14 protein-coding genes are annotated in these 17281 nt (G+C 71.9%); 5 read left to right on the plus strand and 9 right to left on the minus strand.

Annotated elements, in window-relative coordinates; all coding sequences use genetic code 11:
- Positions 1-12: 12 nt before the first annotated feature.
- The 4 genes from ABZT12_RS17420 to ABZT12_RS17435 all read right to left on the minus strand — a co-directional run bounded on the left by ABZT12_RS17420 (position 13) and on the right by ABZT12_RS17435 (position 4750).
- Entirely contained in the window at positions 13-1683 is a 1671-nt protein-coding gene (locus tag ABZT12_RS17420; RefSeq protein WP_356384408.1) for an alkaline phosphatase D family protein, read from the minus strand.
- Between the two features lie 80 nt (positions 1684-1763).
- Positions 1764-2582: a thioredoxin domain-containing protein gene (locus tag ABZT12_RS17425; RefSeq protein ID WP_356384412.1), complete on the minus strand. Its 819-nt coding sequence runs from the start codon at positions 2580-2582 to the stop codon at positions 1764-1766.
- Positions 2583-2669: 87 nt separating this feature from the next.
- A complete protein-coding gene (locus tag ABZT12_RS17430) occupies positions 2670-3356 on the minus strand; it encodes a hypothetical protein (RefSeq protein ID WP_356384415.1) in 687 nt (228 codons plus the stop codon).
- Positions 3357-3424: 68 nt separating this feature from the next.
- A complete protein-coding gene (locus tag ABZT12_RS17435) occupies positions 3425-4750 on the minus strand; it encodes a DUF2252 domain-containing protein (protein ID WP_356384418.1) in 1326 nt (441 codons plus the stop codon).
- Between the two features lie 201 nt (positions 4751-4951).
- Between ABZT12_RS17435 and dnaE the strand changes: the two genes are divergently transcribed.
- Positions 4952-8491, plus strand: coding sequence for a DNA polymerase III subunit alpha (dnaE, locus tag ABZT12_RS17440; RefSeq protein WP_356384421.1), 3540 nt, complete (start codon positions 4952-4954; stop codon positions 8489-8491).
- Positions 8492-8595: 104 nt separating this feature from the next.
- Here dnaE and ABZT12_RS17445 read toward each other — a convergent pair whose 3' ends face one another.
- A complete protein-coding gene (locus tag ABZT12_RS17445) occupies positions 8596-8760 on the minus strand; it encodes a hypothetical protein (protein ID WP_356384424.1) in 165 nt (54 codons plus the stop codon).
- A gap of 223 nt (positions 8761-8983) precedes the next feature.
- Between ABZT12_RS17445 and ABZT12_RS17450 the strand changes: the two genes are divergently transcribed.
- The 4 genes from ABZT12_RS17450 (at position 8984) to ABZT12_RS17465 (ending at position 12952) form a co-directional block, all read left to right on the plus strand.
- The gene (locus ABZT12_RS17450; RefSeq protein WP_356384427.1) at positions 8984-10210 is read left to right on the plus strand and encodes an NYN domain-containing protein; all 1227 of its coding nucleotides are present in this window, start codon (positions 8984-8986) and stop codon (positions 10208-10210) included.
- 106 nt (positions 10211-10316) lie between these two features.
- On the plus strand, positions 10317-11288 hold the full coding sequence (locus ABZT12_RS17455; protein ID WP_356384602.1) for an ABC transporter ATP-binding protein: 972 nt from the start codon (positions 10317-10319) through the stop codon (positions 11286-11288).
- Positions 11289-11349: 61 nt separating this feature from the next.
- Positions 11350-12174, plus strand: coding sequence for an ABC transporter permease (locus ABZT12_RS17460; RefSeq protein WP_356384432.1), 825 nt, complete (start codon positions 11350-11352; stop codon positions 12172-12174).
- Positions 12175-12208: 34 nt separating this feature from the next.
- The gene (locus tag ABZT12_RS17465) at positions 12209-12952 is read left to right on the plus strand and encodes an AAA family ATPase (protein WP_356384435.1); all 744 of its coding nucleotides are present in this window, start codon (positions 12209-12211) and stop codon (positions 12950-12952) included.
- 184 nt (positions 12953-13136) lie between these two features.
- On the opposite strand, the gene ybaK is transcribed toward ABZT12_RS17465, so the two are convergent.
- From ybaK to ABZT12_RS17485, 4 genes are all read right to left on the minus strand, one after another.
- Positions 13137-13637, minus strand: coding sequence for a Cys-tRNA(Pro) deacylase (gene ybaK, locus ABZT12_RS17470; RefSeq protein WP_356384438.1), 501 nt, complete (start codon positions 13635-13637; stop codon positions 13137-13139).
- Between the two features lie 13 nt (positions 13638-13650).
- Positions 13651-14394 (minus strand): LON peptidase substrate-binding domain-containing protein, encoded by a 744-nt coding sequence (locus ABZT12_RS17475; RefSeq protein ID WP_356384441.1) that lies wholly within the window; start codon positions 14392-14394, stop codon positions 13651-13653.
- An 11-nt stretch (positions 14395-14405) separates the two neighbouring features.
- Entirely contained in the window at positions 14406-15437 is a 1032-nt protein-coding gene (locus tag ABZT12_RS17480; protein ID WP_356384444.1) for a hypothetical protein, read from the minus strand.
- A gap of 147 nt (positions 15438-15584) precedes the next feature.
- Positions 15585-17162, minus strand: a complete 1578-nt coding sequence (locus ABZT12_RS17485; RefSeq protein WP_356384447.1) for an oxidoreductase — start codon at positions 17160-17162, stop codon at positions 15585-15587.
- Positions 17163-17281: the final 119 nt, after the last annotated feature.

The raw sequence follows: 17281 nt of genomic DNA on the forward strand, positions 1-17281 counted from the left end.
CACATCCCCCGGTCACACGGGGTCGTACGTCCGCTCCACCTTCTGGGTGCCGGAGCGCGTGCGGTACGACCGCTGCCAGGACGAGGTGGCGGTGGCCGACGTACGGTCGGAGAGGACGTAGTAGTCCATCTGCGCGCGGTCGGCCGTGATGTCCAGCACGCCGTAGCCGTGGTGGTCGGTGTCGACCCAGTGGACGTGCCGGTTGGCGGCCCGGATGACCGGCGCGGCGATCGCGGAGACCGTGCCCTCGGGGACCTTCACGATGTCGTCGAGGTTGTCGGAGGTCACCGAGGTGACCACGAACTCGGTGGCGGCGGACGCGGAGAGCGGGTAGGTACCGGCGTCGACCGGCACGTCGTTGGCCCATGCCATGTGGATGTCACCGGTGAGGAAGACCGTGTTGCCGATCGCGTTCGCCCGCAGGTGGCCGAGGAGTTCGCGGCGGTCGTCGGTGTAGCCGTCCCACTGGTCGGTGTTGAGGCCGATGCCGTCCTGCGGCAGGCCCAGCAGCTTCGCGAGCGGCTTCAGCAGGTCGGCCGGGAGGGAGCCGATCACGAACGGCGAGATCATCACCGAGTTGCCGACCAGCCGCCAGGTGGTGTCGGACGCCGTCAACCCGGCCTTCAGCCAGTTGAGTTGGGCCCGGCCGGTGATCGTACGGTCCGGGTCGTCGACCGTACCGCTGCCCGAGGCCGCCTGCTGCGAGCGGAAGGAGCGCAGATCGAGCAGGGAGAGATCGGCGAGCTTGCCGAAGCGCAGCCTGCGGTAGGTGGTGCCGGCGATCGCCGGGCGGACCGGCATCCACTCGAAATAGGCCTGCTTGGCGGCCGCCTGGCGGGCGGTCCAGGTGCCCTCGGCGCCCTCGGTGTGGTTGACGGCGCCGCCGGACCAGGAGTTGTCCGCGAACTCGTGGTCGTCCCAGATCGCGATGACCGGCGCCTTCAGGTGCAGCGCCTGAAGGTCGGGGTCCGTCTTGTACTTCCCGTGCCGGGTGCGGTAGTCGGCGAGCGTGATGATCTCGTGCGCCGGCGCGTGCGGCCGGACGACCGCGCCGCGCGCCGCGTACTCGCCGGACCCGTACTCGTAGAGGTAGTCGCCGAGGTGCAGCCAGGCGTCGAGGTCGCCGCGGGCGGCGAGATGGCGGTACGACGAGAAGTAGCCGGCCTCCCAGTTGGCGCAGGAGACCACGCCGAAGCGCAGCCCGGCGACGCTCGCGTCCGCCGCCGGCGCGGTGCGGGTGCGCGCCGCCGGGGAGTCGGTGCCGCCGGCCGAGAAGCGGAACCAGTAGTCGGTGGCGGGCTCCAGGCCGCGGATGTCCGCCTTGACGGTGTGGTCGGAGGCGGTGGTCGCGGTGAGGGAGCCACGGGCGACGACGTCCGTGAACGCCCGGTCCCGGGCGACGGTCCAGCTCACCTCGGTGTCCGGGCCGAGCCCCGAGCCGGGCGTCGCCTCGGCGGCGGGGGTCACCCGGGTCCACAGGAGGATGCCGTCCGGCAGCGGGTCGCCGGAGGCCACGCCGTGCAGGAAGGCCGGGGCCTGGTCCGCCGCGCGGGCGGGGAGGGCGGCGGCGAGGGGGCCGGCCAGGACGGCGCCGGCGGCCGCGGCCTTGACGACCGAACGGCGGCTTGGCGCAAGGGAGTTGACACCCTCGGAGGACTTGACTGATCTGAGTCGACTGGTCACGGACGATCAGGTTACTGATCGGTACGGAGAGAAGCGGGCGAACTCGGAAAAGTTCGCCCGCTCTTCGTGCGGCCGTCGGCTCAGCCCTTGAGGGCCGCGTCCACCACCCTGGTGAAGTCGGCCACCGTCATGGGCGGGTTGCCCTGGCTGTCGGCGGTGAGCGTCTTGCCGTCCATGACGAAGCTCGGGGTGCCCGTCACCCCGTCCTTGTTGGTGTCGAAGGTCTTCGACATGGCCATCGCCCAGGCGTCGTAAGTGCCCTTCTTGACCGCGTTCTGGAACTTGGTGTTGCCCTTCAGCGCGGAGACGGTGTCGGCGACCTTGATCAGGTAGCTGTCGTCCTTGAACTTGTCGGTCGTCTCCTCCGGGTGCCACTTCGTCGAGTACAGCGCGGTCTTGTACTCGACGAACGCGTCGGGACTGACGTTCAGCGCGGCGCCCAGGGCGCTCAGCGCGTTCTTGGAGCCCACGCCGTCGTCGTGGTTGTCGATGAACGTGCCGCCGATGTACTGGATCTTGAACTTGCCGTCGTCGAGGTCCTTCTTCACGGTCGAACCGACGGTCTGCTCGAACTGCGCGCAGACGGGGCAGCGCGGGTCCTCGTACTCCTTGAGGGTCTTCTTGGCCGTCGACTTGCCGATGACGACGGTGGTGCCCTTCGTGCCCGTGGTGTTGGCGGGCGCGACCACCGTGGCGTCCTTCAGGCCCGACCAGTAGCTGGGCTTGTTGGCCTGGACGACCGCGTAACCTATGCCGCCGGCGGCCGCGAGGACCGCGACGACCGAGCAGGCCACGATGACCTGCCGCTTGACCTTCGCCTTCTTGGCCTGACGCTCGCGCTCCAGGCGCAGCCGCTCACGGGCCGCCGTCTTCGACGCCGCGCTGTTCCGCTTGCTCATGTCGGTGATCTCCATCGGGGACGCGCACGCAGGACGCGCGCGGATACGTGTGGGGGACTTGGATGTGCTCGGGTGCGGGAGAGTGCCTCAGACCGCGGCGACCGAACACGGCGGTCCACGCCGTCCCAGGGAGTGCACCAGCAGCCGCTCACGGGCGGCGGTCCCGCGCCGCGCGGGACGCGGCAGCCGCCGTACGGGCGAGGTGCGGCGTACCGCCACCGCGGCGACGGCGAGCAGCAGCGGCCGGAAGGTGACCGCGGTGGCCGCGCGCAGCAGCCCGGCCAGGGCGCGCTCGCCCCGGCGCAGGTACGCGGCGGCGAGCAGCCCGACCCCGAGGTGGGCGCCGAGCAGCAGCCAGGCGGCGGTCGGGTCGGCGTGCGCGAGCAGCGCGGCCGTGCGGGAGGGGTCGTCGGTGACCCGGGCCAGCGAGGTGCCGACCCCGCCGCCGCTGCACAGCACGTCCAGGCCGACCGAGTGCAGCGGGCCGGCGACCGGGCCGCCGACCCGGCCGTAGCAGGCGTGCTGGCCGGTGGTGAAGACCGTGTCGGCGGTCAGCTCCAGCGGGATGAGCAGCGCCGCGATGTGTCCGAAGCCGCGCTCCCGGCCGGCGAGGGCGAAGGCGGGCAGGTACACGGCGGCGGCGACGGCCGCCACCGTGCCCAGCGGCAGGGGGACCCGGGACAGCAGCACGTGCGACGCGCTGCTGAGCGTCACGACCAGTGCCGTGAACAGTGCCGCGCGTACGGCTCTGAGCTGGATCCCGGATATGTCCATAGCGGAGGAGAGTGTGTCACGTGCTCCCGTAGGAGACCCCTAAAGGGTTCCTGTGAGCGCGCGGATGGTTACAGACCCGGAATCCTGCCGTTGCGGAACAGGTCCACGAAGATCTGGTGGTCGGCACGCGCGCGTGCGCCGTAGGCGTGGGCGAAGTCGACGAGCAGGCCCGCGAAGCCCTCCTCGTCGGCCGCGATCGCCGCGTCGATGGCCCGCTCGGTGGAGAACGGCACCAGGGACTCGCCGGACTGGTCGTCCGCCGCCGCGTGCATCGTGGCCGTGGCCCGCCCGAGGTCGGCGACGACGGCGCCGATCTCCTCCGGGTCGTCGATGTCGCTCCAGTCCAGGTCCACCGCGTACGGGGAGACCTCGGCGACCAGCTGGCCCGACCCGTCCAGCTCGGTCCAGCCCAGCCACGGGTCGGCGTGGGCCTGGAGGGCGCGCTGGGAGATCACCGTGCGGTGGCCCTCGTGCTGGAAGTACTCCCGGATCGCCGGGTCCGTGATGTGCCGGGAGACGGCCGGGGTCTGGGCCTGCTTGATGTAGATCACCACATCGTTCTCCAGGGCGTCGCTGTTGCCCTCCAGGAGGATGTTGTACGACGGCAGCCCGGCCGAGCCGATGCCGATGCCGCGGCGGCCGACGACGTCCTTGACCCGGTAGGAGTCGGGGCGGTCCAGGGAGGAGTCCGGGAGCGTCTCCAGATAGCCGTCGAAGGCGGCGAGGACCTTGTAGCGGGTCGCCGCGTCCAGCTCGATGGCGCCGCCGCCGGGCGCGAAGCGGCGCTCGAAGTCACGGATCTCGGTCATCGAGTCCAGCAGCTCGAAGCGGGTCAGCGACCGGGCGACGCGCAGCGCCCCCAGCAGCGGCCCCTGGGCGCTGTCCAGGGTGAACGGCGGCACCTCGTCGCTCTTCGCGCCGGTCGCCAGCGCGTGCACCCGCTCGCGGTAGGCGCGCGCGTAGAGCGTCACCAGGCCGGTGATCTGCTCGTCGCTGAGCGCCTTCGCGTACCCGATGAGGGCGACCGAGGCGGCGAAGCGCTTGAGGTCCCAGGTGAAGGGGCCGACGTACGCCTCGTCGAAGTCGTTGACGTTGAAGACGAGGCGGCCGTTGGAGTCCATGTACGTGCCGAAGTTCTCCGCGTGCAGGTCGCCGTGGATCCACACCCGCGAGGTGCGCTCGTCGAGGTACGGGCCGCCGCGCTTCTCGGCGTCCTGGTCGTGGTAGAAGAGGGCCGCGGTGCCCCGGTAGAACGCGAAGGCCGAGGCCGCCATCTTCCGGAACTTCACGCGGAACGCGGCCGGGTCGGCGGCCAGGAGCTCGCCGAACGCGGTGTCGAAGACGGCGAGGATCTCCTCGCCGCGGTGCTCGTCGTTGAGCTGCGGAACCGACATCGCTGGGTGCCTCCTGGTGCGGGGTCGTGCGTGACGTGGGGGACGGGTGCGCGGTGGTCTCCGGACGGCCGTCCGTCTTCTTGCAACGCCCGAAGGTACCCGGGAGTGCCCGTCGTCCGTCAGTGCCGAGGCATAGGATCTGCTCCTGTCCCCCAGACTGTCCGCAGCCTGTCGCCGAGCGTTTCCCATGGAGGCCAAGCCGTGTCAAAGCCGCCGTTCACGCACCTGCACGTCCACACCCAGTACTCGCTGCTGGACGGTGCCGCGCGGCTCAAGGACATGTTCGACGCGTGCAACGAGATGGGCATGACCCACATCGCGATGTCCGACCACGGCAACCTGCACGGGGCCTACGACTTCTTCCACACCGCGAAGAAGGCCGGCGTCACCCCGATCATCGGCATCGAGGCGTACGTCGCCCCCGAGTCCCGGCGCAACAAGCGCAAGATCCAGTGGGGCCAGCCGCACCAGAAGCGCGACGACGTCTCCGGCTCCGGTGGTTACACGCACAAGACGATCTGGGCGTCGAACGCGACGGGCCTGCACAACCTCTTCAAGCTCTCCTCGGACGCGTACGCCGAGGGCTGGCTGCAGAAGTGGCCCCGGATGGACAAGGAGACCATCTCCAAGTGGTCCGAGGGCCTCATCGCCTCCACCGGCTGCCCCTCCGGCGAACTGCAGACGCGGCTGCGGCTCGGCCAGTTCGACGAGGCGCTGAAAGCCGCCTCCGAGTACCAGGACATCTTCGGCAAGGACCGCTACTTCCTGGAGCTGATGGACCACGGCATCGACATCGAGCACCGGGTCCGTGACGGCCTCCTGGAGATCGGCAAGAAGCTCGGCATCCCCCCGCTGGTCACCAACGACTCGCACTACACGTACGCGCACGAGGCGACCGCCCACGACGCCCTGCTGTGCATCCAGACCGGCAAGAACCTCTCCGACCCCGACCGCTTCCGCTTCGACGGCACCGGCTACTACCTGAAGTCCACCGACGAGATGTACGCCATCGACTCCTCCGACGCCTGGCAGCAGGGGTGCGCCAACACCCTCCTGGTGGCCGAGCAGATCGACACGGCCGGCATGTTCGAGGCGAAGAACCTCATGCCGAAGTTCGACATCCCCGAGGGCTTCACCGAGGTCACCTGGTTCAAGGAGGAGGTCCGCCTCGGCATGGAGCGCCGCTTCCCCGGCGGTGTCCCCGAGGACCGCCAGCGGCAGGTCGAGTACGAGATGGACGTCATCATCCAGATGGGGTTCCCGGGGTACTTCCTCGTCGTCGCCGACTTCATCATGTGGGCGAAGAAGAACGGCATCGCGGTGGGCCCCGGCCGTGGCTCCGCGGCCGGCTCGATCGTCGCCTACGCCATGGGCATCACCGACCTCGACCCCATCCCGCACGGTCTGATCTTCGAGCGGTTCCTCAACCCCGAGCGCGTCTCCATGCCCGACGTCGACATCGACTTCGACGAGCGCAGGCGCGTCGAGGTGATCCGGTACGTGACGGAGAAGTACGGCGCCGACAAGGTCGCCATGATCGGCACCTACGGCAAGATCAAGGCGAAGAACGCCATCAAGGACTCCGCGCGCGTGCTGGGCTACCCGTACGCGATGGGCGACCGGCTCACCAAGGCGATGCCCGCCGACGTCCTGGGCAAGGGCATCGACCTGGACGGCATCACCAACCCCTCGCACCCGCGCTACAGCGAGGCCGGCGAGATCCGCGCGATGTACGAGAACGAGCCGGACGTCAAGAAGGTCATCGACACCGCCAAGGGCGTCGAGGGCCTGGTCCGGCAGATGGGCGTGCACGCCGCCGGCGTCATCATGTCCAGCGAGCCCATCGTCGACCACGCCCCGGTCTGGGTGCGGCACACCGACGGCGTCACCATCACGCAGTGGGACTACCCGCAGTGCGAGTCGCTCGGCCTGCTGAAGATGGACTTCCTGGGCCTGCGCAACCTGACGATCATGGACGACGCCGTCAAGATGGTGAAGTCCAACAAGGGCATCGACCTGGACCTGCTGGGCCTGCCGCTCGACGACCCGAAGACCTTCGAACTGCTCCAGCGCGGCGACACCCTGGGCGTCTTCCAGTTCGACGGTGGCCCCATGCGCTCCCTGCTGCGCCTCATGAAGCCCGACAACTTCGAGGACATCTCCGCCGTCTCCGCGCTGTACCGTCCCGGCCCGATGGGCATGGACTCGCACACCAACTACGCGCTGCGCAAGAACAAGCTCCAGGAGATCACCCCGATCCACAAGGAGCTGGAGGAACCCCTCCAGGAGGTCCTCGCGGTCACCTACGGCCTGATCGTCTACCAGGAGCAGGTGCAGAAGGCCGCCCAGATCATCGCCGGCTACTCGCTCGGCGAGGCCGACATCCTGCGCCGCGTGATGGGCAAGAAGAAGCCGGACGAACTGGCCAAGAACTTCACCATCTTCCAGGCCGGCGCCAAGAAGAACGGCTACAGCGACGAGGCGATCCAGGCCCTGTGGGACGTGCTGGTCCCCTTCGCCGGCTACGCCTTCAACAAGGCGCACTCCGCCGCGTACGGACTGGTCTCCTACTGGACCGCCTACCTGAAGGCGAACTACCCGGCCGAGTACATGGCCGGACTGCTCACCTCGGTCAAGGACGACAAGGACAAGTCGGCCGTCTACCTCAACGAGTGCCGGCGGATGGGCATCCGCGTGCTCCCGCCGGACGTCAACGAGTCGATGTCCAACTTCGCCGCCCAGGGCGACGACGTGATCCTCTTCGGCCTCTCCGCCGTCCGCAACGTCGGCACCAACGTCGTCGAGTCGATCATCAAGTCCCGCAGGGCGAAGGGGAAGTACGCCTCCTTCCCCGACTACCTCGACAAGGTGGAGGCGGTCGCCTGCAACAAGCGCACCACGGAGTCGCTGATCAAGGCCGGCGCCTTCGACACCATGGGGCACACCCGCAAGGGCCTCACCGCCCAGTTCGAGCCCATGATCGACAACGTGGTGCAGGTCAAGCGCAAGGAGGCCGAGGGCCAGTTCGACCTCTTCGGCGGGATGGGCGACGAGGCGAGCAGCGAGCCCGGCTTCGGACTCGACGTCGTCTTCACCGAGGACGAGTGGGAGAAGACCTACCTCCTCGCCCAGGAGCGGGAGATGCTCGGTCTGTACGTCTCCGACCACCCCCTCTTCGGCCTGGAGCACGTCCTCTCCGACAAGGCCGACGCGGGCATCGCCCAGCTCACCGGGGGCGAGCACGCCGACGGCGCGGTCGTCACCATCGGCGGCATCATCTCGGGCCTCCAGCGCAAGATGACCAAGCAGGGCAACGCCTGGGCCATCGCCACCGTCGAGGACCTCGCCGGCTCCATCGAGTGCATGTTCTTCCCTGCCACCTACCAGCTGGTGTCGACCCAACTCGTCGAGGACGCCGTGGTGTTCGTCAAGGGCCGCCTCGACAAGCGCGAGGACGTGCCGCGGCTGGTCGCGATGGAGCTCCAGGTCCCCGACCTCTCCAACGCGGGCACCAACGCGCCGGTGATCCTCACCATCCCGGCCACCCGGGTCACCCCGCCGATGGTCAGCCGCCTCGGCGAGATCCTCACCCACCACCGGGGCGACAGCGAGGTCCGGATCCGGCTCCAGGGCCCGCGCAAGACCACCGTGCTCCGCCTCGACCGGCACCGCGTCAAACCCGACCCGGCCCTCTTCGGCGACCTGAAGGTACTGCTCGGCCCGGCCTGCCTGGCCGGCTGAGCGAGCGGCACGACCGGGGGGCGCATCCGTCGACGGATGCGCCCCTCGGCGTGTGCCTGGGTCTCAACAACGCGATTCAGGTCTCAACGACCGCCGCACGGTTGTCAGTTGTGACCGAAGCGCTTCTCGCGGCCCTTGCGGGCCATGTCGCTGGGGGTCGCATGGGATATGCGTTCCTCGGCCTGGTTGGTCATCGAGGACGGCTGGGCCTGCTCCTGCCCGCGCTCGGCCGGGGCGTGTTTGCGGTCACGGTTCTTGTTCTTGGCCATGGTGATCTGCCTCCTGAAGGGGATCTAGGGGCCAGGACCGGGACCAGACTCACATAGGCTGACAGGGAGCGCATTTCGGATCATTACCGTATGTGACAGGCTTGGTCGGCGTGCCGGTCCCCGATACGCCACGCCGATGATCGAGTTCCGGCCGTTAACCCCTGCGCAGTCGGGCAGACTCCAAGCAAGCCCGAAGCAATCTCCCGGAAAGAGGGTGGATCGCGTGGACCGCTGCATCGTCCTGGTGGACGCCGGGTATCTGCTGGGGGCCGCCGCCAGTCTTCTTGCCGGAGAGCCCTCACGTTCCCGCATCACCGTCGACCACCCCGCCCTCGTCCAGGGCCTGCGTGAGCGCGCCGAGTCCGACACCGAACGGCCGCTGCTGCGCATCTACTGGTTCGACGGCGCCCCCGACCGCGTCCCGCAGCCGGAACACCGCAGACTGCGCGTGATGCCCCGGGTCACGGTCCGCCTCGGCGCCCTGACCCGCAGCGACGGCCGCTGGGCGCAGAAGGGCGTCGACGCCGCCATGCACGCCGAGCTCACCGAGCTGGCCCGCAACCGCGCCTGCTCCGACATCGTGCTCGTCACCGGTGACGGGGATCTGCTGCCGGGCATGATGGCCGCCAAGGAGCACGGCGTCGCCGTACACCTGTGGGCCGTGCAGGCCGCGGACGGCGACTACAACCAGTCCGAGGACCTGGTCGCCGAGGCCGACGAGCGGCGCGTGCTGGACCGGGCCTGGATCACCAAGGCCGTACGTCCCAAGGACCTCGGCGGGGTCTGCGCGCAGCCGCCCGCGCCCCGGCCCGAGATCGCGGCGATCCTCTCCGCGCCGCTGCCGGAGTCCGCGCTCGGCCGGGCGCCCGAGCGCTCCGCCGACGAGGGCGAGCACACCTCGCCCGACCCGGAGTCGGAGAACGGCTCGCAGGACCGGGTCCCCGCCGCCAAGGGCGTGCCCACCCCGAAGGACCTGGCCGCGCTGCGCGCCCCCGGCGCCGCCCAGCCCGCCGCCCCGCATCCGCCCAGCGCCACCCTGCGCTGGTCCTCCGACAAGGGCTGGGTGGACCGGCCCGGCACGGCCTCGGAGCCGCCCGAGGTCGCCTCCATGCCGACGCTCGCCCAGCTGACCACGGCCGAGCAGCGCTGGGCCGACCGCGAGGAGGACATCACGACGGTCGGCGGCGACCCGTTCGAGGTCGGCCAGGTCTTCGCCCGCCGGTGGATGGGCCGGCTGGGCGACCAGGGCCACCTCCAGAAGCTGTCCGGGATGTATCCGCGGATCCCGCACCGCATCGACGGCGAGCTGCTGCGGTACGCGGCCCGCTTCGGACTCCTCGCCCACAAGGACGACCAGATCGACGAGCACGACCGGTACGCGATCCGGGCCGGCTTCTGGCGCGAGATCGATGTCCGCACCGCAGCCGAGCACGCGCCCGCCGCCGAGTGAGGCACGTGCGGGGCGGGGTTGGATTTCAGGCGGAGTCGGGCACCCCGTACTCTCGTCCTTTGTGAGTACGCGCGCGGGACAGGCACCTCGGCACACGGCTGACGTCGTGTGCGCCGCGCGCGGGCTGACCAAGATCTATCCGCCGGTACGGGGTCGGCGGGGCGCTCCGGGCACCCCCGAGGTGCGGGCCACCGACGAGGTGACGCTGGACATCCGCCGGGGCGAGATCTTCGGACTGCTCGGGCCGAACGGCGCCGGCAAGTCCACCCTCGTCCGCCAGCTCACCGGGCTGATGCGGCCCGACGCCGGCAGCGTCGAGATCCTCGGCCACGACATCGTGCTCCACCCGGAGCGGGCCGCGCGCATCCTCGCCTATCTCGGGCAGGAGTCCTCCGCGCTGGACGAACTCACCGTGTCGCTGGCCGCCGAGACCACCGGGCGGCTGCGCGGCCTGGAGCTGCGGCAGGCGCGGGCCGAGCGGGACGCCGTACTCGACGAACTGGGGCTCACCGCGCTCGCCGGCCGCCCCCTGAAGAAGCTCTCCGGCGGCCAGCGGCGGCTCGCCTGTGTCGCCGCCGCCCTCGTCGGGGAACGGCCGCTGCTGGTGCTCGACGAACCCACCACCGGCATGGACCCGGTGGCCCGCCGAGCCGTGTGGTCCGCGGTCGACCGGCGGCGGGCCGAGCGCGGCACCACCGTGCTGCTGGTCACCCACAACGTGATCGAGGCGGAGACCGTGCTCGACCGGGTCGCCGTCCTGGACAGCGGGCGGGTGATCGCCTGCGACACCCCGGCCGGGCTCAAGGAGCGGGTGGCCGGCGAGGTGCGGGTCGAGCTGGTGTGGCGGGAGCGGCCGCCGCTGGAGGTGCCGGAGGTGGCCGCGCTGCGGGACCGGGCGGTGGAGTCGGGGCGCCGCTGGACGTTGCGGCTCGCCCCCGAGGAGGCCCGGGTGGCCGTCGCCACGGTGACCGGCGGGGCCGCCTTCGCCGCCCTGGACGACTTCACCCTGGCCACCCCGAGCCTGGAGGACGTGTACCTGGCGCTGGGCGGGAACGCGCAGGGGCTGGTGAAGGCATGAGCACGCGGGCCGTCGCATCCGTATCGGACAGGACTGCCGGCGTCGAGAGGAGCAGCGCGACGTGAGTGCCGTGTCCGCCGATGTACTGCCCGGTGGTGCCCTGGCCGTGCCGGAGGCCGCCGGGGGCGCGGCCGAGCTGGGGCCCCGGGCCCGGCTGTGGCCGTCGATGGCCGCCGTGTACCGGGCCCAGCTCTCCCGGGCGCGGGTCGCGCGGATCCCGCTGCTCTTCGTGGCGACCTTCCAGTCGGTCGGCATCCTGATCATGATGCGCGGGGTGGTGGACACCGGCAGCGCGGACGCCCGATCCGTGGTGGCCGGTTCGTCGGTGCTGGTCGTCGCCTACGTCGGGCTGAACCTGCTGTCGCAGTACTTCGGGCAGCTGCGGGCCAGCGGCGGCCTCGACCACTACGCGACGCTGCCGGTGCCGCCCGCGGCCGTGGTGCTGGGCGCGGCGGGCGCGTACGCCTCCTTCACCGTGCCCGGGACCGTGCTGACCGCGGTCCTCGGCTGTGTCCTGTTCGGGCTGCCGCTGTCGAACCTGTGGATCGTGCTCGCGGTGATCCCGTTGGCCGGGGCCGCGCTCGCCGGGCTCGGGGCGGCCTGCGGACTGCTCGCGCCCCGCCCCGAACTGGCCACGCTGCTCGGCCAGTTGGGCATGTCGGCGGCTCTGCTGCTGGGGGTGCTGCCGGCCGACCGGATGCCGGAGGCGGTGCGGTTCGCCCGCGATCTGCTGCCCTCGACCTACGGCGTGGAGGCCTTCGCGCGGACCTTCGGGGCGCGTCCGGACTGGGCGTTCGTCGCCGGTGACCTCGCCGTCTGCGCCGGTGTGGGCGTCGTCTCGCTCGCCGTCGCCACCTGGGCCTACCGCCGGGCCGCCGTCCGGTGACGCGCCGCACAGCGGCGCCTGGCACGATGTCAGGGTGACCGCACCGCTGACTCCGCCTCCGCCGCCGCGTGACCAGTCCTCGCACGAGCACTCCTCGCACGATCAGTCTCCGCGGGACGGGTCCGCGCGGGACCAGGCCCCGCGGGGCGCCTGGCCGACGCCGGACGCCGGGTATCCGGAACCCGGCCCGCACGACGAGCCGTCCGACGAGGACGGCCCCGGGCTGAAGACCGAGATCCGGGAGGCCGTGGTGATCACGGTGGCCTTGGCGGTCGGCGGGGCGCTGCTCGGACTCCTGTGGTGGTGGCTGGCGCCGCACGTGCCGCTGGTCGGCGACGTGACCGGCAAGAGCTGGGTCGTCTACCTCAAGGACAGCGAGGGCGAGCAGGCCGTGGGCGTGGACGGAACGTTCACTCTGCTCGCCGTGGCCTTCGGTGCCGTGACCGCGCTCGCCGTCTTCCTGCTGCGCCGGCGCGGGGGCGTGCCCCTGGCGGTGGCGCTCGCCGTGGGCGGCCTGCTCGGCTCGCTGCTGGCGTGGCGGCTCGGGGTCTGGCTCGGCCCCACGGGGAACGTGATCGCCCACGCGAAGTCCGTCGGCAAGGGCGTCACCTTCTCGGCGCCCCTCAAGCTGGGCGCGAAGGGCGCGCTGCTGGCGTGGTCCGTGGCCGCCCTCGTCGTCCACCTCGGCCTCACGGCCCTGTTCGGCCCGCGCGATCCGGAGCCGCCCTACCAGCAGGCCCCCCTCCTCAAGGACCCGTACGGAGCCCCGCAGCCGTAGGCCCGGTGCGGGGGCCGCCGGGGATCAGGCGGGCCGTCTGCCGTGGTTGGCGCGGCCCCTTCCGGTGCGCCACTCGCGCTTCCGCGTTCTCTTCGACATGTCCCTCGTACTCGGCTGAGGAACCCCCCGCCGTCGAGGGGTAGGCACGCCCGGGGGCGCCGGTACCGCGCGGTGAGCCGGGCGGTCAGGCACGCCCGAGAGGGGCCGACACCGCCGCCGTGAGCCGGGCCAGGTCCGCCGGGGCCAGCTCGATCTCCAGGCCCCGGCGACCCGCCGAGACACAGATGGTGGCGTGGGCGGGCGCGGAGTCGTCCAGCACCGTGGGCAGCCGCTTGCGCTGGCCGAGCGGGGAGATGCCGCCCAGGACGTAGCCGGTGGTGCGCTCGGCGAGCACCGGGTCGGCCAGGACCGCCCGCTTGCCGCCGACCGCCGCGGCGAGCGCCTTCAGGTCGAGCCGGCCCGCCACCGGGACCACGGCCACCGTCAGGGCCCCGTCGACCTCGGCGACCAGCGTCTTGAACACCCGCTCGGGGGAGACGCCCATCGCCTCGGCCGCCTCCTCGCCGTAGGAGGGATGGGCCGGATCGTGGTCGTAGGAGTGCACCGTGTACGGCACTCCGGCGGCCGTCAGGGCGACCGTCGCGGGGGTGCCGCCGGGCTGCTGCTTCCGGGACTTCTTCGCCATCGCGGGTACGGCCTCAGTTCAGGCTCGTCGGGCCGCGCGTCAGGTCGAACGCCGGCAGCGACGGCAGGTTGCGGATGATGGACGTCTCCGTGCGCAGGACCTTCAGCTCGTCGCGCAGCCGCGAGGCGGTGTCCGGGGCCTGGAGGAGGCGCTGCTTGGTCACCGTGTCCAGCATCATCGCCGCCGCGACCAGGTACGACACCACGGCCGGCTCGTCCGGCAGCTCGGCCTCGCCGGTCGACAGGGACCGCTCCCGGGCGCCCGCCAGCCGCTTCTGGTACTGACGGAATGCCCGCAGCACCCCCTCGGCCAGCGCCCCGGCGCCGTCACCGGGCTCCTCGGGCAGCTCCTCCAGCTCGGCCGTCAGGAACGGGCCGGAGCTGTCGAGGGAGAGCAGCCGCACCCGGGTGGTCCCGGTCGCCAGCACCTCGAAGGTGCCGTCCTCCCGCTCCCGGATCGTCGCGGCGTCCGCCACGCAGCCCACCGAGTGGAACGCCTTGAGCGGCTCGGGCCCGAAGCCCGCCGAGGGCCCCCGCTCGGGCACGGCCGTCTGGTCCGGCATCCCGGACGCGCTCGGCGCCACCTCGTGCCCGTCGCGGATCGTCACGACGGCGAACCGGCGCGGTTCCTCCTCGGAGGTCTTCAACAGGTCGCGCATCATGGCGCGATAGCGCTCCTCGAAAATGTTGAGGGGGAGCACGAGCCCCGGGAACAGCACGGTGTTCAGCGGGAAGAGCGGAAGCCGGACGGTGGTCACGCCGCAAGAGCCTAGTCGTCGCCGGAGCCGGTGCGAGCGCCGTGTCCCCTGTGCGGGTGTTCCGCCGGGTGCGCCGCCGCCGTGGCGCGGATGTCGGCGCGCACCTTCAGGAACATGCCGAGCGGGTCGTCCGAGAGCCGCTCCCAGGGGAACGAGGTGGCGTACGGGCCGATCAGCCGGACCTGGGCGAGGGCCTCCTCGGGGCGGTCGAGCCGGACCAGGAGATACATCAGTTCGTTGCGGATCCGGGCCGGCCACGGGGCAGCGGCCGGGAACCGGGCCGACAGCGCGATCGCCCGGTCGGCCGCCGCGTCCAGCCGCGCGCGGGGCACGTCCGCGACGGCGCCGTCGATGAGGCACCCGAAGGCCGCCCGGGCGGGCAGCGCCTGGACGAACGAGTCGGCGGGGGCGTCCTGCGCGGCCAGGTCGGCGAAGTCGAAGCAGGCGCGGTGCGACCCGTGCCAGGCGGAGGCGAGATAGCGCAGGGCGGCCACATGGCAGCCGTAGTGGTGCGGGGCGCGGCGGACGGCGGCGGCCCACAGCTCCTCGAAGTAGGTGTGGCCGGCCCGTGAGCCGCGCGCGTGGTCCAGGGCGACCCGCCAGGGCACCGGGTCGCTGTTGTCGCCGCGCGCGGCGGCCGTGATCAGCGGGGACACCTCCCGCAGCAGCTCCGCGCGGGCCGGGGAGTCCCAGGCGCGGTCCACCGCGAGCTGGGCCGCGACCAGGGTCGCGTCCGGGTCGTGCGGGGCCGCCGCGCACCAGGCCTGCAACCACTCGGCGCGGGAGCGGGCGAAGGAGGCCAGCCGTTTGACGTACCGGTCGCGGTTCTCCCAGCGGGCGCTCGCCCGGGTGGCCGCGAGCAGTTCGGCGGCGGGGAGGTACTCGCCCCGCGCTGCGGTGACCAGGACCGGTCCCACGAAGTCGTCGGGCGCGTCGAGCAGCACCTCGTCGTCGTGGGGTACTCCGGTGGCGAGGTGCGGCCGGCTTCGGGGGGACCGGGGCGCGCGGAGGAAGGGGGGCAGCGGTGCCATGGTGGGGACCATTGAAAGCCGCAGGTCACGCCCGCGCCAGGGGTGGGGCGGAATCGGCGGAAGGTTGTACGGGCGCGGGTCAAGGCCCGGTAAAAGGTGACTGTTGTTCAGCTGTTCGAGAGCTGTGCGCCCGCCCCGGCCGCCCTTCCGGTGGCCCGCTCACCCCCGTCTGAGCAGCCGGGTCGCCCCCGCCGCCACCGCGGTCGCCAGGACCCAGCCCAGCACGATCATCGCCGCGGAGAGCCACTGCCAGCCGCCGCTCAGCTGCCACTGGCCCACCTGACCCAGGTCGACGACGGGCAGCAGCAGGTCCAGGGCGAACAGGGCCGGGTTCCACCGCGGGTGCCCGCCCCCGCCGGCCGGCGGATGGCTGGCGTGCGCGAAGGCCAGCGAGCCCGCCGCCCACAGCACCGCCATCCACACCGCCGCCCGGCCCGGCCGGTAGCCGTAGGCGACCGTCCAGTCCTGTGCGAACCCCCACATCTTGGCCGCGAGGGGCAGGCTCTCGCGGCGCCGGCGCTGCTTGGCGAGCAGCACCTCGCGCGCGTCCTCGTCCTCCCCGCCGCCACGCAGCACCGCCGCCAGCCGCTCGTACGGCTCCGGGTTGTACTCGGCGGTCGCCGCCGCCACCCAGTCCAGCCGCGCGGTCAGCGGGAAGGGGCCCTCCGGTACGAGGTTCTCGTAGGCGAAGCCGCCCATGTGGAGGTTGCCCGGCTCGGGCCAACTGCTCGCCCGGTCGATCAGGTTGACGACCCGGGCGCCCGACAGCACCACCTTGCCGCGCTGCGGCTTCTCGCCGAGGAAGCGCAGCTCGGGCGTCTGCACCCGGCGCAGGGACAGCTCCTGCCGGTCGGTGAAGGTGAACCGGGCCCGCTCCAGGTCGACCGCGTCCCCGAACCGCCCGTCGTCCAGCCGCACCCCGCCCTGGCACTCGAAGCGCTGGATGCGGGTCCCGCGCGCCGGGGTCGTGCCGCTCAGCAGCGGGCTGCCGACGCCCGCCGGGGTCAGGTACAGGGTGCGGCCGACGGTCAGCTGCGGGGCGTTGAGGGCGAGCCGGGAGTACGGGTTGGCCAGGTGCGCCCCGCGCAGGCTCAGCGAGACGCCGACCTTGGCGCTGCGCAGGCTCAACTCGCCGTGCGATTCCAGGAGTTCGGCCTGTAAGTCCTGGCCCACGGTCATTCCGTCCGCGGCGATCGAACGCCCGGTGCGGTCGCGGTGCACGATGGCCTGGTTGAGCAGCAGATCGGTGCCGATACGCGCGTCGGTCAGCCGGACCCCGTTGTGGAAGCGGCAGCGCGGCAGATGCAGATCGCCCTCCGTGTGCACCCGCGCCGCCTCCAGCCGCGGCACCGAGCAGTCCACCAGCCGCAGGGTCTGGAAGCGGGCCTCCGGCAGCAGGACCTCCTCCTCGAACCGGCATGCCTTCAGCTCGACGTACGGCGCGACCGTGCCGCCCGCGAGGTCGAGGGTGCCGCTGATCCGCAGCCCGGTGAGTTTCAGGGAGGCCACCCGGCCCGACAGCGGGGGCGGTCCGTCGAGGAGCAGGCGGCAGATGACACGGGCCCGCACGGTCCGCTCGGCGCCCCACGGGTGGCCGCCGTGCGGATCGTCGACGACGGCGTCGCCGCTGCTCAGGTCGTACGCGGTGCCGTTGCGGAAGGCCTGCCACATGCCGGCCTCGGCGGCGGTCAGATCGTCCGGCAGCTCCCCGGTGCGGATGCCGGCCCCTTCGGTCACAGCTCTTCCATTCCCTCGCTCCTCGCGGGCGGACCCATTCGCACATGTGTTCATGCCCGGTGCGTGACGCCCCGAACGCTAGACGGGAACGGGATCTTCCGGGTTCCGGCCAGGTTCTG

Source organism: Streptomyces sp. NPDC005423 (genome assembly GCF_040606415.1).
Classification (GTDB): Bacteria; Actinomycetota; Actinomycetes; order Streptomycetales; family Streptomycetaceae; genus Streptomyces.

What these genes read in the sequence shown, in the direction of transcription:
- ABZT12_RS17425 (WP_356384412.1), bottom strand. Translation starts at nt 2,582, where the DNA reads ATGAGCAAGCGGAACAGCGCGGCGTCGAAGACGGCGGCCCGTGAGCGG.
- ABZT12_RS17430 (WP_356384415.1), bottom strand. Translation starts at nt 3,356, where the DNA reads ATGGACATATCCGGGATCCAGCTCAGAGCCGTACGCGCGGCACTGTTC.
- ABZT12_RS17435 (WP_356384418.1), bottom strand. Translation starts at nt 4,750, where the DNA reads ATGTCGGTTCCGCAGCTCAACGACGAGCACCGCGGCGAGGAGATCCTC.
- ABZT12_RS17445 (WP_356384424.1), bottom strand. Translation starts at nt 8,760, where the DNA reads ATGGCCAAGAACAAGAACCGTGACCGCAAACACGCCCCGGCCGAGCGC.
- ybaK (WP_356384438.1), bottom strand. Translation starts at nt 13,637, where the DNA reads ATGGCGAAGAAGTCCCGGAAGCAGCAGCCCGGCGGCACCCCCGCGACG.
- ABZT12_RS17480 (WP_356384444.1), bottom strand. Translation starts at nt 15,437, where the DNA reads ATGGTCCCCACCATGGCACCGCTGCCCCCCTTCCTCCGCGCGCCCCGG.